Genomic DNA, 20285 nt, shown 5'->3' with positions numbered 1-20285 from the left:
AGGTTGGCTTTTAATGAATAAATCAGCAATTCGCAACTTTGCTGTTGCCGCTAGAGCAAAACTTAAAGAACAAATTAAAGACAAGGCTGCTATTTACGGCATTACAGAAAATGAAATAAAGAAAATTGAACTATTTGGTGATGGCTTTCGTGTTGGGGGAAAGACATATGATAAGGCAACCCTTGCCCAGTATCGGCAGCTTGTGAGAGCTATAGAGCAAAAAGGTTTTGATAATGTAATAGAGGAAGTTGCATATACATGGTTTAATCGTTTTATTGCTCTGCGGTTTATGGAAGTGAATGAGTATATGCCTTTTAACATTCATACTAAAGTTCTTGCAGGTGTAGATGGAAAAAACGAACCAGAGATTATATCTGTATCAAAGGATTTGGAGCTTGTATCTTCAGAAATGTATTACTCCTGTCTGGATAAAGGAGATATTGAGGGCTTGTATAAAACAATTCTTATTAACTTGTGTAATAAGCTATCAAAGATAATGCCCAATATGTTCGAGAAGATTTCGGATCATACAGAGCTTTTGCTTCCAGACCATCTTTATACGGATGGAGGTATTATCAACCTACTTGTTTCAAGTATTGATAAAGAAGATTTTACCGACCAGGTTGAAATCATAGGATGGTTGTACCAGTTCTATATTTCCGAGAAGAAGGCACAGGTAGACGATGCGGTTGCAAAGGGTAAAAAGGTGTCAAAGGATGATCTCCCTGCAAAAACACAGTTGTTTACGCCTGACTGGATTGTCAAATACCTAGTTGAAAACTCCCTAGGTAGACTTTGGCTTGAAAAGGGTGATGAAAACTCTCCGTTAAAAGAAAATTGGAAGTATTATCTTGATGGAGAGCTTATAAAAGATGGGGCAAAGCTCTCACCAGAGGAAATCAAGATTATAGACCCTGCTTGTGGAAGCGGTCATATGCTGGTATATGCCTTTGATGTACTTTATGATATATATGTTTCTTGCGGATACCCAGAAAGAGATATTCCACAACTTATACTTGAAAAGAATCTGTATGGCATCGATATCGATGAGCGTGCAGCCCAACTTGCTTACTTTGCTCTGATTATGAAAGCCAGGAGCAAGAACAGAAGGCTTTTTAGAAAAGAGGAGCCTATTACAGTCAACGTATGTTCCATAAAAGAATCCAATGGCATTGCATCCATTGAACGCCCAGCTCAAAGCCAGTTTAGGATTGATGACCGCTATAGACAAGTGGCCGATTATCTGATTAAAACCTTTTATAATGCTCGTGAATATGGCTCTATACTCAAGGTAGAGCCTATGGACTATGATGGTCTTTTAGATTACGTAGATGATTTATCACATCAAGGTCAACTGGATATATTCGACTCTGCTTTTATAAATCAAGTTATAAATGATATGCCCGATCTTGTTAGGCAAGCAAAGATTTTGTCGCAGAAGTATGACGTTTATATAACAAACCCTCCATATCTTGGTAAGGGGATGTCTCCTTTGCTTTCTGATTATGTAAAAGAGAATTATCCTGACTCAAAGAGCGATTTATTTGCAGTGTTTATGGAGTTACCATTGCTTAAGCAAGGTGGCTATTTAGCGATGATAAATCAGCATAGTTGGATGTTTTTATCGAGTTATGAAAGATTAAGACAAAAAATAATACAAACATATACATTAATATCTATGTTGCATCTTGGTCCACATACATTTGAGGAAATCAGTGGTGAAGTTGTACAGTCTACTGCTTTTATATTGAATAAGAGCAGCAATCTTGAGTTTATTGGTAAATATATTAGGCTTGTAGATTTTTCAACTTCATATGAAAAGGAAATACGCATGATGGAAGCAATTAAAAACGCAAATTGTGAATATGTTTTTAAAAGTATCAGTACGAAATTTAGCAAAATACCTGGAGGTCCTTTTGCTTACTGGGTAAGTCAGCGAATGATATCGAGTTATTTATATGCTACTACACTAAAGAATGTTTCGACACCAAGAGCAGGATTAGCAACAGGCGATAACTCAATTTTTCAAAAATTATGGTATGAGGTTTCACTGAATAGTATAGGTTTTAATTATTGTGATATTAGTGAAACAATAGATGGAAAACACAAATGGTTTCCATGCAATAGTGGTGGCGATTTTAGGAAATGGTCTACTAAAAACGAATATGTTGTAAATTGGCAATATGACGGCAGAGAAATAAGAAATTTTCGCAATGCTAATGGAAAGTTCGCTGCAAGACCACAGAATACACAATTTTATTTCAAGGAAGGACTTACATGGAATAAATTAAGTTCTTCAAAATTTGGTGCAAAGTTTAAGGAAAAAGGATTTATTTACGATGACACAAGCCGTTCCTCATTTCCTGAAGACAATACAATGGTAATGTATATTTTAGGCTTTTTATGTTCAAATGTATGTTTTGAATTTTTAAGAGCACTAAATCCGACAATGAGTTTTACAAACAGTGACATAGAGAGATTACCTTTGATTTTTGATTTAAGAGAAAAAAGTGTAGTAGATTCTATTGTTTCACAGAACATTATTTTGACTAAAGCTGATTTGGACGATTTTGAAACCTCTTGGGACTTCAAAGTACATCCTCTTATTAGGTATAAAGCGGCCAATATAGAACAAGCCTTTGTTAACTGGGTAGTCGTTACTGACGAAAGGTTTAGAAAGCTCAAAGCTAACGAGGAAGAGTTAAACCGTATATTTATTGAAATCTACGGTTTACAAGATGAACTCACCCCAGAAGTTGCTGATGAAGATGTAACAGTTAGACGTGCAGACCTTGATCGTGATATTCGATCCCTTATTTCCTATGCCGTTGGCTGCATGTTTGGTCGCTATAGTCTAGACTGTGAAGGGCTTGTATATGCTGGTGGTACATTTGATAAAGAAGCTTATACTACTTTTATCCCTGATGAGGATAATATTATACCTATTACTAGTGAGGAGTACTTTGAGAACGATATTGTAACACGATTTATAGAGTTTATTGAAAAGGTCTACGGATCTGAAACCCTCGAAGAGAACCTTACCTTTATAGCAAAGGCTTTAAAGCCTACTTCAACCAAAACTGCAAGACAAATTATCAGAGAATACTTTTTCAATGACTTCTTTAAGGATCATTGTAAAATATATAAGAAGAGGCCGATATATTGGCAATTTGAGACGGGTCCTGCTGGTGCAATGAAGGCTCTTGTATATCTACACCGTATGGATGAATTCACTCCTGCCCGTGTGAGAACTGACTATCTCCATCCTCTTATGAGAGCATATGAAGGTGAAATTAAGAGAATAGACCAGATGTTAGAGGATTCTCTCACTGCTGCTGAAAAAGCTTCCTACCGTAAGAAAAAAGAAGACTTGCAGAAGAAAACAGCTGAAATAATGAAGTATGATCCTGTAATAGCCCATATAGCTAGCAGACGAATTAAGCTCGACCTTGATGACGGAGTTGTGGTAAATTATCAAAAGTATCAAAACGTTGAGGTTATTGAGGATGGAAAGCCTTCCGTCACCGCAAACCTGTTGACAAAGATATAGAATATAAGTGTGAATACTTCTTTTTAAGAAATATTCCGATGTAATGGAGTTGAAACATATGAATCTAACTGAAGTACAAAACGTACTAAATACAATGCTTTCTGCCGAACCCAGTGATGGGCAGAAAAGGAATATTGTTTTCTGGTATGATGATGATGGAGAGTTCCAAGAAAGAATATCAGAAATAGAGCTGAAATCGGCAAAGCTCCTGACAATAAGTAATAATAGCTTTTATATAAAGTATCTTATTGAGGAGGAAGAACCAGAAACTAATTTTCTGGTTTATTCTCCATGCTCAAAACCACAGCCAAGAGATAATTTTCTTATTGACATACTTAAATATTCAAAAGAATTTTCAGCAGATTCTACAACTGTCATCATGCGTGATTTGAAAATAGATGTCTCCCTTCGGAGTGTAGTTAAGAAATATGCTGTCTTTTTTGGTAACAAGGACAGATATAGGAAATTTGCTTCTTATGGACTTACAAAGTACAGTGAGCAGATTATTGACACTGCTGTTCTTTCTGCTTTATTGAAACTCCCAGCTCTAGACATTGAAGGAGTATTTAAAACAGTCCTAGTTGACGGGTTGCTAGGCGAAGGAAAATTCATAACAGATATTGAAAAGTTTGGCGATATGGAAGCATTCTGGAGTCTTGCAGGCGATATTTATGGTTATACACTAAAGGATAAGGACATAAAGCTATTGGCAATATCAATGTTTCTGAAGCATATGTCTGTAACCTATCGTGGTAGCATATCCGAAAATATGGCAAAGTTTATCGGAGAAAACATATCTAATGCCTTTGTCTTTATTGAAAACTTTATGAATACACCTAATTATATAATGATAGCCGAAATGATTACTGACGATATTAAGCTACCTTCATTAATTAAGGACATTGAAACCGATAGCTTTATAGAGACCGATACCTTCCCTATTTTTGACAGAGAAATTATTAGACGGCTTATTGAAAACCTTACTCATAAAGCTGGTGAGTTTGATAAATATATCAGGCAGATTAAAGAAAGACGGAAGAGCCATTTTTACAAGAATTATGAAAATGAGTATTCAGCTCTTTATTATGCTGCCAAACTATTGTCTTTAGAGCAACATTATGGAAAGAAAATCAAAGGTAGTACTGCGATTGATTTGTATGAGCTTTATAAAAAGGAGTATTACCTCTTTGATACCTATTACAGGAAGTTTATTCTTCACTATGATCGTATCCAGAACCTTGAAGAATTTACGCCTCTTTTCATGTTGATAGAGAATACTTATATAAACTTCTTTTTGTCGGAGCTCTCGGTAAAATGGGAATCAGCAGTTTTAGGTTTACAAACCCAATGGTCTCTGCCTTCTGAAATACCACAGCAACAGTTTTGTAAAAAGATTGTGTCTTCTTACATTGATAAAGGAGAAAAGTTGTTTGTGGTAATAAGTGATGGGCTGCGATACGAGGTTGCTAAAGAACTATGTGACGTACTAAATACAGAACACAAAGGAATAGTGAACCTTGATACCATGTTAGGGGTATTGCCCTCCTATACATCTCTGGGAATGGCTGCCCTACTTCCAGGTGAAGAAATTTCATACTCCGATTCGGGTGAGGTTCGCATAGATGGAATGCCTACAAAAAGCACGGAGCAAAGGGCTACAGTACTTAAAAAGAAATATCCCAAATCCACTTGTGTCAGTTTTGATGATATAAGAACCATGTCAAAAGAAGAATTGCGAGCCGTTACAGTTGGGCAGGATTTAATTTATGTATATCACAACACCATAGATGGACGAGGCGATAATGCATCGACGGAAAAGCAGGTATTTGAAGCTGCTGAAGACTGCATTACAGAGCTTACCAAGCTTGTAAGAAAGCTTAAAAATGATGGAAATGCTACAAATATACTTATTACTGCTGATCATGGCTTTATATACCGAAGAACAGCATTAAATGAAAGTGATAAGACACCTAAAGAGCTTATTTCATATCTTATTGCCAAAAGGCGGTTTATAATGACAGCCGATAAGAAAGAAATACATGGAACAAGCCGTTATGCCATGGATTACCTTATGAAAGATTCATCCCTTGAAGTTGTAATTCCTAAAGGAACAAATTGCTATAAAGTATCGGGTTCTGGTAGTAATTATGTGCATGGTGGGGCTTCTCTGCAGGAGATTATGATTCCTGTTATTAGATTTAAGAGTGACCGAAGCAGCAGTGATAAATTAAAGGTTAAAAAAGTTTCTGTATCCTTAACCTCACTAACAAGGAAGATAACCAGTATGATAACATACTTGGAGTTCTTCCAAAATGAGGTAGTGGAGGAAAAATGGGTACCCGTTCGTCTTAAGGCATACTTTGCTGACGAGGAGGGAAACCGCATTTCTAATGAGAATATAATCATTGCTGATAGCAGATCCAAAGAGTTTGCAGATCGAACCTTTAAAGAAAAATTTACCTTGAAGAGCGGTAAATATGATAAGACAAAGCCTTACTATCTTATATTGGCTGATGAGGAAGAAAAAATAAACGAAGAAGTGCAGAAGATTAAATTTAATATAGACCTTATATTTAATAATGATTTGGGTCTGTAAAGGTGGTGATTTTGTGTCGGAACTTAATCAGAAACTCAATGAAGTTTTTGCTGGCAAGGTAGTTAGAAAAGATCTGACAAAAAAAATTAAAGAAGGAGCCAATGTTCCAGTTTATGTCTTGGAATACTTACTTGGAATGTATTGTGCCACAGATGATGAAGCAAGTATTAACGATGGCGTAGAGCGGGTAAAGGATATAATTTCAAGAAATTTTGTACGTCCAGATGAAGCAGAAAAAATAAAATCCAAAATCCGTGAGATGGGAATGTATACCGTTATTGATAAGGTTGAGGCTCGCCTAAATGAGAAAAAAGACATATATGAGGCTGTTTTCTCAAATTTAGGAATAAAGGAAGTCATTATACATTCAGACTATATTAAGAGATACGAAAAGCTTCTTGCAGGTGGTATCTGGTGCATTGTAAAAATGTCCTATGAATTTAATGAGGAAACTCGTGGAGTAAGCCCTTTCGTTATTGATGAGCTCACTCCGATTCAGCTTGCTAATATGGATATGGATGAACTCTATGAAGGCCGTAGAAGGTTTGCTAAAGATGAATGGATTAGTATTCTCCTCCGCTCTGTAGGTCTTGAGCCAACAAAGCTTGACAATAGAGTAAAATGGCACATGTTAGCTCGTATGGTTCCGCTAGTTGAGAATAATTTCAACCTCTGCGAACTTGGGCCAAGAAGTACGGGTAAGTCTCATATTTATAAAGAAATCAGTCCGAATAGTATTCTGGTTTCAGGAGGGCAAACCACAGTTGCCAACCTTTTCTATAATATGAGCAGCAAGAAAGTTGGACTTGTTGGGTTGTGGGATTGTGTAGCTTTTGATGAGGTTGCAGGAATTACATTTAAAGATAAAGACGGAATTCAGATTATGAAAGATTATATGGCCTCTGGAAGTTTTGCAAGGGGGCGTGAAGAAAAGAACGCTAACGCTTCCATGGTATTCGTCGGCAATATAAATCAATCAGTTGAAGTGCTTTTAAAGACTTCTCACCTGTTTGAACCATTTCCTGAAGCTATGGCTTATGATACTGCATTTTTTGATCGTATGCATTGTTATATCCCAGGCTGGGAAGTTCCAAAATTCAAGCCGGAGCACTTTACCAATGAATATGGCTTTATTACCGACTATCTCGCTGAATACTTGCGAGAAATGAGGAAAAGGACATTCGGGGATGCGTTTGATAAATATTTTCGGTTGGGGAGCAATCTGAACCAGCGTGATACTATAGCAGTGCGAAGAACCGTATCTGGATTAATGAAACTGGTATATCCTCATGGAGAGTTTGAAAAGGAAGACGTTGTAGAGGTGCTTGAATATGCTCTTGAGTGCCGGCGACGTGTGAAGGAACAGTTGAAAAAGATAGGTGGAATGGAGTTTTATGATATCCATTTCTCATATATCGATAATGAGACCTTTGAAGAACACTTTGTTGCAGTGCCAGAACAAGGGGGAGGAAAACTGATTCCAGAAGGGATTAGCAAGCCTGGGCATCTTTATACAGTTGGAAGAAGTGATACTGGAGTATTTGGAGTATATAAAATAGAGAATGAAGCTGTACCGGGGACAGGAAAATTTGAAAAAACAGGTATTGGCTCTAATCGTGGTGCTCGGGAGAACCTGGGTATTGCTTATAATTATTTCAAAGCGAATAAAAAAAGTATCAGCAGTGGTATTCATACCGATACAACGGACTTTCTGATGCATATACAGGATTTGCAGGGAGTCGGAATGACCGAAGAACTTGGCCTTGCAGCATTTGTCTCATTATGTAGTGGAGCTCTGCGGAAGCCTGTTCAGAGTCAATTGGTTATTCTTGGTTCGATGACTATAGGTGGGACAATCACCAAGGTCGATGAGCTTGCTAGTGTTCTGCAGGTTTGTTTGGATTCTGGGGCAAAAAAAGTGCTCATACCAATGGCATCTGCGGTAGATATTCCTACCGTTCCTGCGGATTTATTCTCTAGGTTCCAAATATCGTTCTATAGTTCGCCAGAGGATTGTGTATTTAAAGCTTTGGGCGTTGATTAAAAACAATTTAATATGTGAGGACCCAGTTGTTTCAAGGTTTTTTAAGACCTTGTGACAGCTGGGTTCTTTTGTTTTGTGAGTAAAATTAGACTTTATAATTTATATTCACTATAATCGAATCATCAGTTACACAAAGTGCTATACAAATTGGATTCAAAAAAAGTTGAGTAGAATTTGATTTGAGAAGATTAATGGTGTTAAAATTCGAGTAAAGGGACACAAACTCATCAAAATACTTGAAAAGGGGTCGAATACAATATAACAATACAAACAGTATAGGCAAATCGACATAATGAGAAAAGTGAAAAGATAATAAAGTAGGAGATTATATGCTTAAATGTATTATTGAAGGAGTAGATTTTATTGCATCTGATTTAAAAGATGAATATGGAGTATATAAATCAATAGAGCGTGAAGAAATTAGACTAAAAGGATATTCAAATGCTTTAATTTGTCCATGTTGTAAAAAGCCTGTACGCCTTGGTGCTGGGAATATAAGAGAACCATATTTTGCACATAAGGATAAAAAAGAATGTATATACAGTAGAGAATTCTCAGAGGATATCCAAAAAATTAAATTGAAATTATACACTATTCTAAAAGCTAATTTTAATGGTAATGTAGCTATTGATTATTTCCATGACGATAAATTATTCTCAAGTATTCTTTTACAAAAAGATAATAAAAAACTAGCAATCGAATTCTTTAAAATAAGTCAAATAAGAAGGATTAAGTCAAAGATAGAATCTTATCAAAATATAGGTAATCGTTTTTTAGCAGTCATTATCGATAATCCTAGTACAGTTAGTACTTATAACAAGAGTAGTTTAGAGTATTATGCTTCAGACAATAATCCTAATGGCATTGTAGTATATGCTTCTAATAATGAATTTGAGTTACATAAATTTATTAGACCATCATCTAAGTATCAAACGAGATTAAAGAGAAGTTTTGACATTGACCTGTTTAATGTTTCAATTGATGGAATATTTGATGTTAAATTCGATGAGGATTCTGATTATAAAATGAATTCAGAATCAGAAATAATTAGTGAGCAAATTCCTGATAATTATTCATGCAAGTATGAAAAGGATGAAGCTGAATTAATTACTACTGATATACCATATATATCAAAACAAAAGATTACAACTAAACAAAATATTACTTACAATCAAATTAATTCTATTAAGCAAAAAAAGAAAAAAAGAACTTTTGATATTATTTATTCTGTTCCATTTGACTTAACTTTGTCATGTTTTATTTATAAGGTAAGATCATACTGTTATAATATTAGGAATAATATTGCGGTTAATGATAATAAGTTTAAGTTGATGGCTTTAATTCAAAATCATTTTGATTATCCTAATTATATTAAGGCTTTAAAAGATTGTGCCAATAGAGAAGGGTTAGATTATGTTTTAATTGTTATTGAAAAGTGTGAGATCAAAGCAAAACAAATATATCAAAATATTGAATAATTAATATAAGAACCAAAAAGAGACTAGCTGATTAGCCTCTTTTATTTGTTTATAATCCCCCTGTCTAAGCCTAATGTCATTAAGTTAAGCTGGTGGTTTTGACTCGTGTATTAATGATTAGATTGATAATTTTCGCTTAAGCGTGTATACTTTGTTATAATAGAAAAAAATGGTTAATCTTGTTTGTTGAGAAGAATTATGATAGAAGGCTACACAACAGTTCAAGAAATGGCAATAAAATGGAAATTGAAAGAAAGAACAGTTCAGATAATGTGTTCTGAAGGAAAATTGAAGGTGTGACAAAGTTTGGCCGTGCTTGGGCAATTCCAATAAATTCAGAGAAACCAGCAGACTTTTCATCAATTTCATCAATCAACAATGCTTTTAGAATTTTGAAAATACATAGATTATTTAGTCCATTGAGAGTTTTTAGAGTTTTTAGGTCATAATATATTAAAAAGTATAAAAATGATAGTTAATATATTCAAACTTTTTAATCATTTTTTGATGCAATATATTAGGAAACTGCATCTTTGACAACAGTAGAATGTGGTGACATTTATGCAGTTTCAACAGATGGTTATTTGATTAAAAAAATAAATGCTGAAAACTAAGGAGAATTCATAACATGGGATTTCGGTATAGGAAAAGTATTAATTTGGGTGGTGGGTTTAGAGTCAATCTTAGCAAATCAGGAGTTGGATATAGTTGGGGGACAAAAGGCTATAGAGTAACAAAAAAAGCAGGCGGTGGAACGCGAAAAACTTATTCTATTCCAGGGACAGGATTATCATGGACAAGTGATAGTGGAAAAGGAAATAACAAATCTCGTTCGCGTATCAATAATAGTCTAAATGCATCAAGTTATGCATCACCTGAAGAGGGGAATGTTGTTTACCAGGCGTCTGATGCTAATGTAAAAGATTATGCTACAGATAATACACAGGAGTTTTTGGCTGCGATTAAAAAGTATTCACTGATTAGGGCAATATTAATCTGGACAATTGTAGTTTCGGCTGTATTAATGACATCCATGCCACTAATGATTATTTTAACTATATTAGGTATTAGTGGATTAATATATTTGAGAACTACTCAAAAAATACATTTGGATTATGATTTTGACGAATATGGAAATAGAAGAATCCAAATGCTGAATCAAGCCATGGAGTATTTATGTAAAACAAAGATGGCATGGCAGATTGATACAATTAATGCAAATAGTTCAACCAAAATACACGCTGGAGCAGCTCATAGTGTAAAGAGAAAAGTAAATAAATTTAAAAAGAAAACCCCTTATTTCTTGAAAACAGACGCTATTTGTTATCATGTGAAACTTAGAAAAGATAATGTTTTTATCTTACCTGATAGATTAATTGTTAAAGGAAAAAAGGGATGGGGAGTTATTGAGTATTCTGACCTCAATATAAGAGTAGAGAATCAGGTTTTTGTTGAGAGCGGTACTGTTGCAAAAGACGCTACTGTAATAGGACATGCATGGCAATATGTGAATAAGAACGGCGGACCAGACAAGAGATTTAAGAATAATAGGCAACTTCCTGAATGTAATTATGGCAAGATTATGTTTCAATCTAGTACAGGTTTTAATGCTATCATATATATTTCTAATCTCAGTAATGCAGAGGCATTTAGTAATACTGTTAGTGCTATGATTGATGAAGCTAAACAGGCAAGGATTCAGGAAGAACAAGAAATCAAGCATATTAAACAAAGCGATGATTTAGAGAATATCTATTCTGCTGAGGAAATTACCAGTGGAAAACAGGAAAAATTAGTTTCGGATGAAGTGAATGATTCATTTGATGCTAATAGTTTTGAGCAGGAAATATTGAATGCTTTTAAAACTAACTTAATAGATGCAAATCTGCCTTTGACATATAAGTGTAAGAGACAAAATGACGGAACGACAGACATTATATATAAAGGAACAAAAATCGGAAGTATGAGTCTCTTTGATGATAAAGGCTGGATTAGTTATAAGATGGGAGCTAATGGGAAGTGGAACCAAGTAGAAGGTGACTTGTCAGAATTGGTTAAGCATGTTCGTAAATGGATAAGATATATTAGCAATTATTTAAACTAAAACGGGGATGATACATTATGGCAAAAGACATTAAAAGTATTATACGATTTTTGTTTCCAGAATATCAGATAAAGGCTTGCGTTGATGAGAGAGGCTTCATTGCGAAATCTAATAAGACAAAAAACTATGTGACTTCAAATAATCAGACATATGCAAGTCAAGGAGCACAGAATCAAGCATCATCATATGAAAAGATGCAAGTACATGGAGGAGTTTCATTTCAGCAACCATTATCACAAATACAGCAATCAAAGGCGCAAAGCAATACGTTTACAAGTACAAAAGATGAGAATAAGGTTGCGTCTAAAGCTTCGGAAGTATTTGATGAATTACCAAATGAATTTAAAAAGTATTGGATAGGTAGTGAAGAGGATAGGAAGGCCTTGGCTAAGGCTTTTGAGAGGCCATATGTCAGAGGATATGATAATGTTAAACCTAAAAATTCTATACTGATAATTGGCTCTGAAAGCAGGGGTAAGAATTATGCGGTCAAGTGTATTTGTCATATATTAAAGTCTAAAAAGATTTTTAGATATGCAGAGACCATTTCGATGGATATGGGACAATACGGGGCTGATTCATCAAACATTTTGTTTACCAGTGATTTATACAAGGTGCTTAACAAGAATACAGAAGTAGTTGTATTTGAGAATGTAGAAAATATGACAACTGCACAATTGGATATTCTCTATCAATTGATGGCAGTAGGATGTTATAAACTCTCCAAAAGATATATGGTTAGCAATGGGAGCTTAGTTGAAGCTACTGGTGTCTTGAATACAGAATTAGTTTCTGAAATAACCAGTAATGGTAAGTTCTTTGTATTAACAACCCAAGTATCACAAAACAAAATAATATCTACACTAGGAAATAAGATTATTAAAGAAATTGGAGATATTATCTGTTTGGAGGGTATTTCAAAATCTCAAGCGAGAGATTTAGCGTATACTTTATGTACCAAGTTGGCCACTAACTGCAAAACTAATTTACATATTAATGTAACCTTTGATGAAGTTGTGTTTGATGAAATAGGTAAAAGGTATAGCGAAGTCTCTGGAGTAAAAGGGTTAGAAGATTATATAAATAACAATATTTTTGAACCTTTGTCAGAAATGAAACTTCAGGATAAGTTATGGGATGATGAGTCTGTTCATATCACATATGATAATGACTTTTACGTAAACTTAAAAGGTGGAGAAATCATTAAGGTTTCACAATTCATTAAAAACTATAATGCTCTTGAATTAGAAGAAGCTAAGAAAGAGTTGAACAATGTAATTGGATTGAAGGCTGTTAAGGAATATGTATTGGATTTAGAAACAAACTTTAAAGTTCAGCAAATGCGTGAAGGAAAAGGTTTGAAAAAGTCAGACATTTCAATGCATATGATATTTGCGGGAAACCCTGGTACAGGTAAAACAACAATTGCTCGTATTGTTGCGAAGTATTTAAAAGCTATTGGAGTATTATCATCAGGCCACTTGTCGGAAGTGACAAGGGCAGACTTAGTGGGGCAGTATGCTGGACATACTGCAGTAAAGACAACAGAGGTTATAAATGGAGCAAAGGGTGGAGTTCTTTTTATTGATGAAGCATATTCATTGTGCAGAGATAAGCATGACACTTTTGGACAAGAAGCAATTGACGCTCTTGTTAAAGGCATTGAAGATAATAGAGAGGACCTAGTTGTGATTCTTGCAGGCTATGATGATGAAATGCAAGAGTTCTTAAAAACAAATACAGGTCTTAAGTCAAGATTTCCAAATGTTGTTCATTTTGAAGATTATTCTGTTGACGAAATGTATGAAATTGCCAAGATTACAGCACATTCAAAAGGATATAAAATATCATCAGAATGTGAAGAAGGCCTTAAGTATGTTTTTGAAAAGAGCCAGATTAAGGGAAGAAATGATGGTGGCAATGGTAGATTAGTTCGAAATGTAATTGAGGCAGCTATATTAAAACAATCAAAGAGAATAGAACAAAATCCTTCATCAGATTTGGAATTACTTGATGCTTCTGATTTTGGCTTGTATGAGAAAAAGGAATTTGATTTAGAAAAGAGCTTATCCGAAGTTATTGGTATGGATGAAGTGAAGAATTTTATACGTACTCAATACGCTCTGCTTCAGGCCAATAAAAAACGTAAAAGTGCAAATATAAATGTTGATACATCACAATCATTAAATATGATATTTGTTGGGAATCCGGGAACTGGAAAAACAACTATGGCTCGAATAGTTGCTGATATGTTTCATTCAATGGATATTCTTAAAAAAGGTCATTTGGTTGAGGTTGATAAATCAGGACTGATAGCTAGCTATGTTGGACAAACGGCTAAGAAAACGGAAGATGTGTTTAAGTCTGCATTAGGTGGAGTTCTTTTTATCGATGAAGCATATTCTATTACAAATGATGGAAGTAGTTTCGGACAAGAGTGCATTGATACATTAGTAAAGCTTATTGAAGATTACAGAGGAGAGATTCTTGTAATACTTGCAGGATACAGTAAGGAAATGGCTGATTTCATGAAAGCAAATTCAGGATTGGAGTCAAGATTTCCTTTGAAAATTGAATTTCCAGATTATTCAGCAGATGAATTGTACCTTATCGGCTTGAGAATGATAGCAGGTAGAGGATTTGTTTTGACTCAAGAAGCACAAAGCCAATTTAAAGCTAGGATAAATACATTAAAGCGTCATTCTAATGAATCATCGGGAAATGGAAGAATGGTTAGAAATTTTGTTGAAGATATTATTCGAAGGCAAAGTTTTAGAATTGCATTAGATGATGTAAGTACTAAGGAATTGACAACCATTACTTCTGAAGATATTCAACCTAAAAAGGATGTCAATGATAAGTTTGACTTAGAAATAGAGTTGTCAAAGGTAATTGGTCTTGAATCGGTAAAGAGATATATAAGAAGTTTGAATGCAAGATTGAAGATGCTGGAAGAGCGAAAGAAAGCTGGATTGAAGACTGATAATACTCAAACCATGCATATGATATTTGCTGGGAATCCAGGAACAGGAAAGACTATGATGGCGCGTACCGTTGCAAATGTCTTATATAATATGAATGCCATTCGTACCAATAAACTTGTAGAAACTGACCGATCTGGACTTGTGGCTGGTTATGTTGGACAGACTGCAATAAAAACCAGACAGGTAATAGAGACAGCATTAGATGGGGTGCTTTTTATTGATGAAGCATATGCACTTGCTCAAGGTGGAGAAAATGATTTTGGTCAGGAAGCCATTGATACTCTCGTTAAAATGATGGATGACAATAGAGATAGATTGGTTGTTATTCTAGCGGGATATAGTGAAGATATGCAGAGATTTTTACAGAAGAATGCTGGATTACAATCAAGATTTGCGAATATAATTGAGTTTCCAGATTATTCTACAGAGGAATTACTTCAGATTGCTGATGGATTGTATTCGGAGCAAGGATATGTCTTAAGCGATAGTGCAAAGAAAGTGCTGTCAGAGAAGATTGAAGCGGCGAAAGAAAGCAAACAGTTTGGAAATGGTAGGTATGTAAGAAATATTTATGAGCGTTCTTTAAACAATCAAGCATTAAGACTTAGTACTACAGGCAATTATACAAAGGAAGCACTTACAACTATAACAGACCAAGATATAAAGGAGGCGTAGAACTATGAAAAATGCTATATCTAATATTTTTGCCTTTTTATGGTTTTTTGGCGTACTATTATGGGTGATTCTTTTCATGTTAATAGCTATTCCTATGATTTTCTTTATAAATATTATGGGAATGATAAATACAGGATTTGCAACTTCAACCATTGGATTGGCTTTTGTGTTTCTAAGTGGATTTATTTTGGCTATAACGGGATGGGTTCCTGCCTTTAGGAAGTGTTATATTAAATTGCCATGGTTGTATCCGTTGAGCTCTATGTTAATGATTCATTTAATTATTTTATCTATTGCAGAGGAAATTCTCGCTAAGGGTTATGCTGTAATAAGCGCACCGAGACATACGGTAACATTAATAATAATGATTGTTCAAATTATAGCATGCAGAATTGCCATGTGTTTCTATTTTTATAAGAAACCGCTTATTGTAAAAAAGGGAGAGATATAAAATGGAAGAGAGAAAAGATGTTTCGTCTAATACTCATAGCAAGAATGTTTCTAATAATGTAAATTCAAATGAGTATAAACCATTAGAGTATAAGTCACTAGAGAATGAACAGCATTCTATACAAGATATTCCGAAATCAAACCCTAAGAATAATAAAGAACAACCAGCTTTCGTGAAGAGGGTAAAGAAAAGTGCTGTATTTTTTATGGCAGTGGCTATTGTTGGTATGATTATATACTCAATGGGGCACCCATCAAGTTATGTAAATACAACTGACCAAGCTGCAGATGCGCTTAAAACTCATATGTCTACATCATTAGGTGTAGGAACAAGGTTAATGTCAAGTGATGAAAAATATGTTGGAGGAGATTTGACAATAACTCATAAATCAAATTATGATGAAACAACCATGTATATTTGGGATTATGCTGCTGAAGATGGTGATTATGTTCAGGTTGTAATTGATGGAACTCCAATGGGGGAACCATTTATGATTAAGAATAAACCAATATCCTTTAAGGTTCCCACTGTCGGAGAGGTTCAAATAATAGGAACTCGTGATGGAGGCGGTGGAATAACTTATGGCGTATATTATGAAGCTAATAGTACTACATATTTTAATGGTATGGATGTAGGTGGAGATAATATATATACGTTGATAAGAGAATAGGATATTAAGCTATATTTCTTTGTAGGATTTTTGTTGTTCATTTATCACAAATATGCTAAATTGTTATTGAGGTGGTTTTATGAAAACTATTAGACCAGTATCTGATTTGAGAAATAATTTTGCAGAAATTTCAAAGATCGTGCACGAAACTGCACAGCCTGTTTTTTTGACCAAGAACGGTTATGGTGATATGGTTGTTCTGAGCATGGAGGCTTTTGAGAATCTACAATTTGAAAGCGAAGTATATTTTAAACTACAAGCTGCTGAACGCGAAGCTAGTTTAACTGATCAGCGTTATTCTTCTAAAGATGTACTGAAAGCTTTGAAAGAGGCTATCGATGAATGAAAAATATAGACTTGTGTATCTGCCAGTTGCCAAGCAAGATATGATTGATATTATGAGATATATTAGTCATGAATTGGGCAATTCTAGTGCTGCAACAAAACTAGCTGAGGAAATGATTGAGGCAGCCGATAAGTTAACAACTTTTCCTTATGCTCACCAAGTCTATCAACCAATTAGAACTTTGAAACAAGAGTATAGAAAATTGATTGTGCAAAACTATATTATGATTTATTAGGTAGATAATGAGAATATGACAATTACAATTTCGCGAGTTATATATGTGCGCCGAAATTATGAGAAACTTCTTTGAAGCAGGTAATCTTTTTTTGATAATATTAATTTGTTGAATACATTTTATTGGCAAGAAATTCTGTAAACTGTATTTATGAAGAAGTGGTATCAAAATGAGATAATAATGTTCTATATCAACATCTAGGGTAAAACTGTAAACTGAAATTTTTGAACGGCCAATCGCTATAACGAGTGATTGGCTCTTTATATTCTTTCTACTGCTGTTTTTGATCATCAGAGATATTGTCCATATTAGCAGGAGTAATTTACAACTATTTACGTTGCGCAAGGGCACCCCACCTTTCCCTGAAAAGAGTAAAATGGGCTTTCCCCAAAAACAAAAGAAATAAATGAAGATGAGACCTTGAGATAAGTTATTTAGACTTGTTTCAGGGTCTTAATTGTTTATCCATATCAAAACCGTAGGTAAGAGACTGCTAAATTTGACTTGTTCTATGCTTTATTATGACATTGTGATCCTAAAATAATAAACTGTACCAGTATAGTAACGAGTATTTTGGTTTATGGCAGTTTAGGAAGAGGGATATGCAGTAGGTGTATGATCTCCTTCTCAGAACCTGCTCTGCAATAAAGTCCATAAAAGGTTGATTATTTTTATGAGACTGCTCCAACAAGCTAATATACTCATGCCGTAAGATTGGTGGAATTATGGCCTGTATAACCATCTTGGATAAGCGCTGTATTCATTAGCAACCTTGCAACTCTTCCGTTTCCATCTATGAAAGGATGAATAAATACAAACCGCTTATGAATCTGTGCGGCAAATATCAATATATTACATTTTATTGCAATTGTTGTATTATTATGTTACGAAATACTTACATATATTATATAATTTGTATTATAATCGAATAATTTAAAAAGGAAGGAGACTAAAAATGAAATACCATAATGTAATAATTAAAAGTGTGAGTATATATCACCCTAAAACAAAAGTAACGAATGAAGAAATCATCGATCATTTTAAAAAACAAGATATTGAAATTACAGGGTTATTAAACCATCTTGGCAGAAATATTAGATACAAAGCAAGTGAATATGAAAATTCGTTATCAATGGGTTATGAGGTTGGTAAAAAAATATTTGACATTTCTAATGTTAAACCAAAAGATATTGATTTATTATACTTTGTATCAGACACACCTGAATATTTAATTACTACTAATGCTTTAAGATTACATAACATGTTGGGTACTGTTAATGCAAATATAAATGTCGATTTAAATTCTAATTGTATCGGAATGATATCTGCTTTAGATATGGCACAAACTTTTATGAAATCTAAAAAAATATCATATGGATTAGTTATAGGAAGTGCTAATATTCTCAATATTGCAAGACCAGACGATACAGTTGCTTATGGCTCATTTGCTGATGGAGCATGCGCTGTATTATTAGAATTAGTAGATAGTAATAGAGAATTTGGATTTATAAACTCAAATTATTTTACAGATTCAGCATTAAACCATTATATACAATATCCTATTTGTGGAACTTCTAATATAAGTAAAGATAATATAGATAGTCTAAATAAAAAATTACAATTTATACCACATGATGTGAGTTTCTTTTCTGATAGATGGAAAGATTTAATTTTAAATATGCTATTTTTAAATAAAGTTGATATAACTGATATTGATCATTTTATGTTTTCTCAATTTTGTAAAGCAGAAATTGCAGAAACATTAGAAAAATTAAATACACCATTTGAAAAAACAACCTTTGTTGGAGAGATATATGGTTATACAGGTTGCACTAGTCCAATATTTTCTTATTATCATGCTTTACTTAATAATAAAATAATTCCTGATAAATATAACGTCTTTTGTAGTGTAGGTGCAGGTTATAATATGTGTGCATTATTGTACAAGAATGCAGGGGAAAAAATATTTTTATGCTCCTATTGAGCAGGTTATGTATTTGGATAGACCTCTTAAAGAGCATGGTCTACTACAGGCTATTGTCCGGGTGAACCGAACCTGTGGTGAAAAAAAGAAATGTGGCTATGTAGTTGATTATTATGGTGTAACAGACTTCCTAGAGGAGGCTCTGGCCATTTTTGACCGTGAAGAGCTCGGCCAGCCTATGGAGTCACTGGATTCCATTTTTAAACAAATGTTATCGTATCGTGAAGCAGTCATGGCAATGTTTGTTGGGGTAGAAAAAGATAATTTGGATGCTCTCGTCAGAATAATCGAGCCCGAGGACAAGCGTGCCGAGTTTGAACTGGCGTATAAACGGTTTGCGTCAACGATGGAACAGATTCTGCCTGCCCATGTACCAACAGAGCACATCAATGACCTGCGATGGCTGGGTTATATCCGAGCAGCGGCAAAAGCACGCTTTGAGCCTGGGAAAGAACTAGATATTGCTGACTATGGGGAAAAGGTCAAGAAGCTGATTTCGGAGCATTTAGAGTCTTTAGGAGTCCGTCAGTGGATTGCACCAGTGACGCTGTTTGATTCGGATTTCTCTTCAAAGATGAAAACACTTAAATCTGATGAAGCTGTTGCTTCAGCCATGGAACATGCTATCAAGAATGTTATCCATGTCAAAATGGATGATAACCCTGTCTATTATACAAGTCTTCTGGAAAAGTTGCAGCAGCTTCTGGAGGAGACTAAAAATAACTGGGTGGAGCGAAAAAAGCAGCTCGAAGAGTTTATCAATGGGCATATGCAAAAGGGCGAGCAGCATGAGGCGAATGCTCTGGGACTGTCTGTGGAGGAATATGCCTTCTTTGAAACCGTTAAGAAATATTTAAGCGAATCAGCAGATGTTACAGCTACGGCAAATTGTGTAAAGGAAGATGCTGCTGAATACATCAGCCAAGATATAATTGAGCTCTCAAAGGGGATTGCGAAAGATGTGTCCGAGATCATCCGGCAGAATTATGTTGTGGATTGGACGACAAACCTTACAAAGACAGGAGATATTGAACGGGCTATCTATATGATGCTGAACACCCGATATTTTAAGCAAATTAAGATGAATATACGAAAACAGCTAGTGCAGCCGCTTTTGATGCTGGCGAAGAAACATTACGCTGTTCTGGATTGAGGTAGATATTATAAA

General features: G+C 34.6%; 13 protein-coding genes. 12 read left to right on the top strand and 1 reads right to left on the bottom strand.

Annotated features, from left to right (window positions below; genetic code table 11):
- Positions 1–13 precede the first annotated feature (13 nt).
- From pglX to EHE19_RS13450, 10 genes are all read left to right on the top strand, one after another.
- Complete coding sequence (pglX, locus tag EHE19_RS13500; RefSeq protein WP_137698822.1) at positions 14–3550, top strand: BREX-1 system adenine-specific DNA-methyltransferase PglX; 3537 nt, start codon at positions 14–16, stop codon at positions 3548–3550.
- Positions 3551–3608: 58 nt separating this feature from the next.
- The gene (gene pglZ, locus EHE19_RS13495; RefSeq protein WP_171003634.1) at positions 3609–6146 is read left to right on the top strand and encodes a BREX-1 system phosphatase PglZ type A; all 2538 of its coding nucleotides are present in this window, start codon (positions 3609–3611) and stop codon (positions 6144–6146) included.
- A complete protein-coding gene (gene brxL / locus EHE19_RS13490) occupies positions 6130–8190 on the top strand; it encodes a protease Lon-related BREX system protein BrxL (protein ID WP_342343325.1) in 2061 nt (686 codons plus the stop codon). The genes pglZ and brxL overlap by 17 nt, the downstream gene beginning before the upstream one ends.
- 329 nt (positions 8191–8519) lie before the next feature.
- Complete coding sequence (locus tag EHE19_RS13485; protein ID WP_137698819.1) at positions 8520–9668, top strand: competence protein CoiA family protein; 1149 nt, start codon at positions 8520–8522, stop codon at positions 9666–9668.
- A gap of 628 nt (positions 9669–10296) precedes the next feature.
- Positions 10297–11772, top strand: a complete 1476-nt coding sequence (locus EHE19_RS13475) for a DUF4236 domain-containing protein (RefSeq protein ID WP_137698818.1) — start codon at positions 10297–10299, stop codon at positions 11770–11772.
- A 17-nt stretch (positions 11773–11789) separates the two neighbouring features.
- Positions 11790–15431 carry an AAA family ATPase gene (locus EHE19_RS13470; RefSeq protein ID WP_137698817.1) on the top strand — a complete coding sequence of 1214 codons (3642 nt, stop codon included), beginning with the start codon at positions 11790–11792 and terminating at the stop codon, positions 15429–15431.
- 4 nt (positions 15432–15435) lie between these two features.
- Positions 15436–15882 (top strand): hypothetical protein, encoded by a 447-nt coding sequence (locus EHE19_RS13465; protein WP_137698816.1) that lies wholly within the window; start codon positions 15436–15438, stop codon positions 15880–15882.
- 1 nt (position 15883) lies between these two features.
- Positions 15884–16552 (top strand): hypothetical protein, encoded by a 669-nt coding sequence (locus EHE19_RS13460; protein ID WP_137698815.1) that lies wholly within the window; start codon positions 15884–15886, stop codon positions 16550–16552.
- 79 nt (positions 16553–16631) lie between these two features.
- Positions 16632–16898 (top strand): type II toxin-antitoxin system Phd/YefM family antitoxin, encoded by a 267-nt coding sequence (locus EHE19_RS13455; protein WP_137698814.1) that lies wholly within the window; start codon positions 16632–16634, stop codon positions 16896–16898.
- The gene (locus EHE19_RS13450; protein WP_205314710.1) at positions 16891–17133 is read left to right on the top strand and encodes a type II toxin-antitoxin system RelE/ParE family toxin; all 243 of its coding nucleotides are present in this window, start codon (positions 16891–16893) and stop codon (positions 17131–17133) included. Before EHE19_RS13455 ends, EHE19_RS13450 begins: the two co-directional genes overlap by 8 nt.
- Before the next feature lie 701 nt (positions 17134–17834).
- Here EHE19_RS13450 and EHE19_RS19805 read toward each other — a convergent pair.
- Positions 17835–17981, bottom strand: a complete 147-nt coding sequence (locus tag EHE19_RS19805; RefSeq protein WP_244648244.1) for a Fic family protein — start codon at positions 17979–17981, stop codon at positions 17835–17837.
- A gap of 107 nt (positions 17982–18088) precedes the next feature.
- Here EHE19_RS19805 and EHE19_RS13440 point away from each other — a divergent pair, with 107 nt between their 5' ends.
- Complete coding sequence (locus EHE19_RS13440) at positions 18089–19117, top strand: 3-oxoacyl-[acyl-carrier-protein] synthase III C-terminal domain-containing protein (protein WP_137698813.1); 1029 nt, start codon at positions 18089–18091, stop codon at positions 19115–19117.
- A gap of 13 nt (positions 19118–19130) precedes the next feature.
- Positions 19131–20270 carry a type I restriction enzyme endonuclease domain-containing protein gene (locus EHE19_RS13435; RefSeq protein WP_244648243.1) on the top strand — a complete coding sequence of 380 codons (1140 nt, stop codon included), beginning with the start codon at positions 19131–19133 and terminating at the stop codon, positions 20268–20270.
- Positions 20271–20285 lie beyond the last annotated feature (15 nt).

This window comes from Ruminiclostridium herbifermentans (assembly GCF_005473905.2).
Classification (GTDB): Bacteria; Bacillota; Clostridia; order Acetivibrionales; family DSM-1351; genus Ruminiclostridium; species Ruminiclostridium herbifermentans.
The sequence above is the reverse complement of the archived record's forward strand: the minus strand, read 5'-3'. Positions and strand labels throughout refer to the sequence as shown.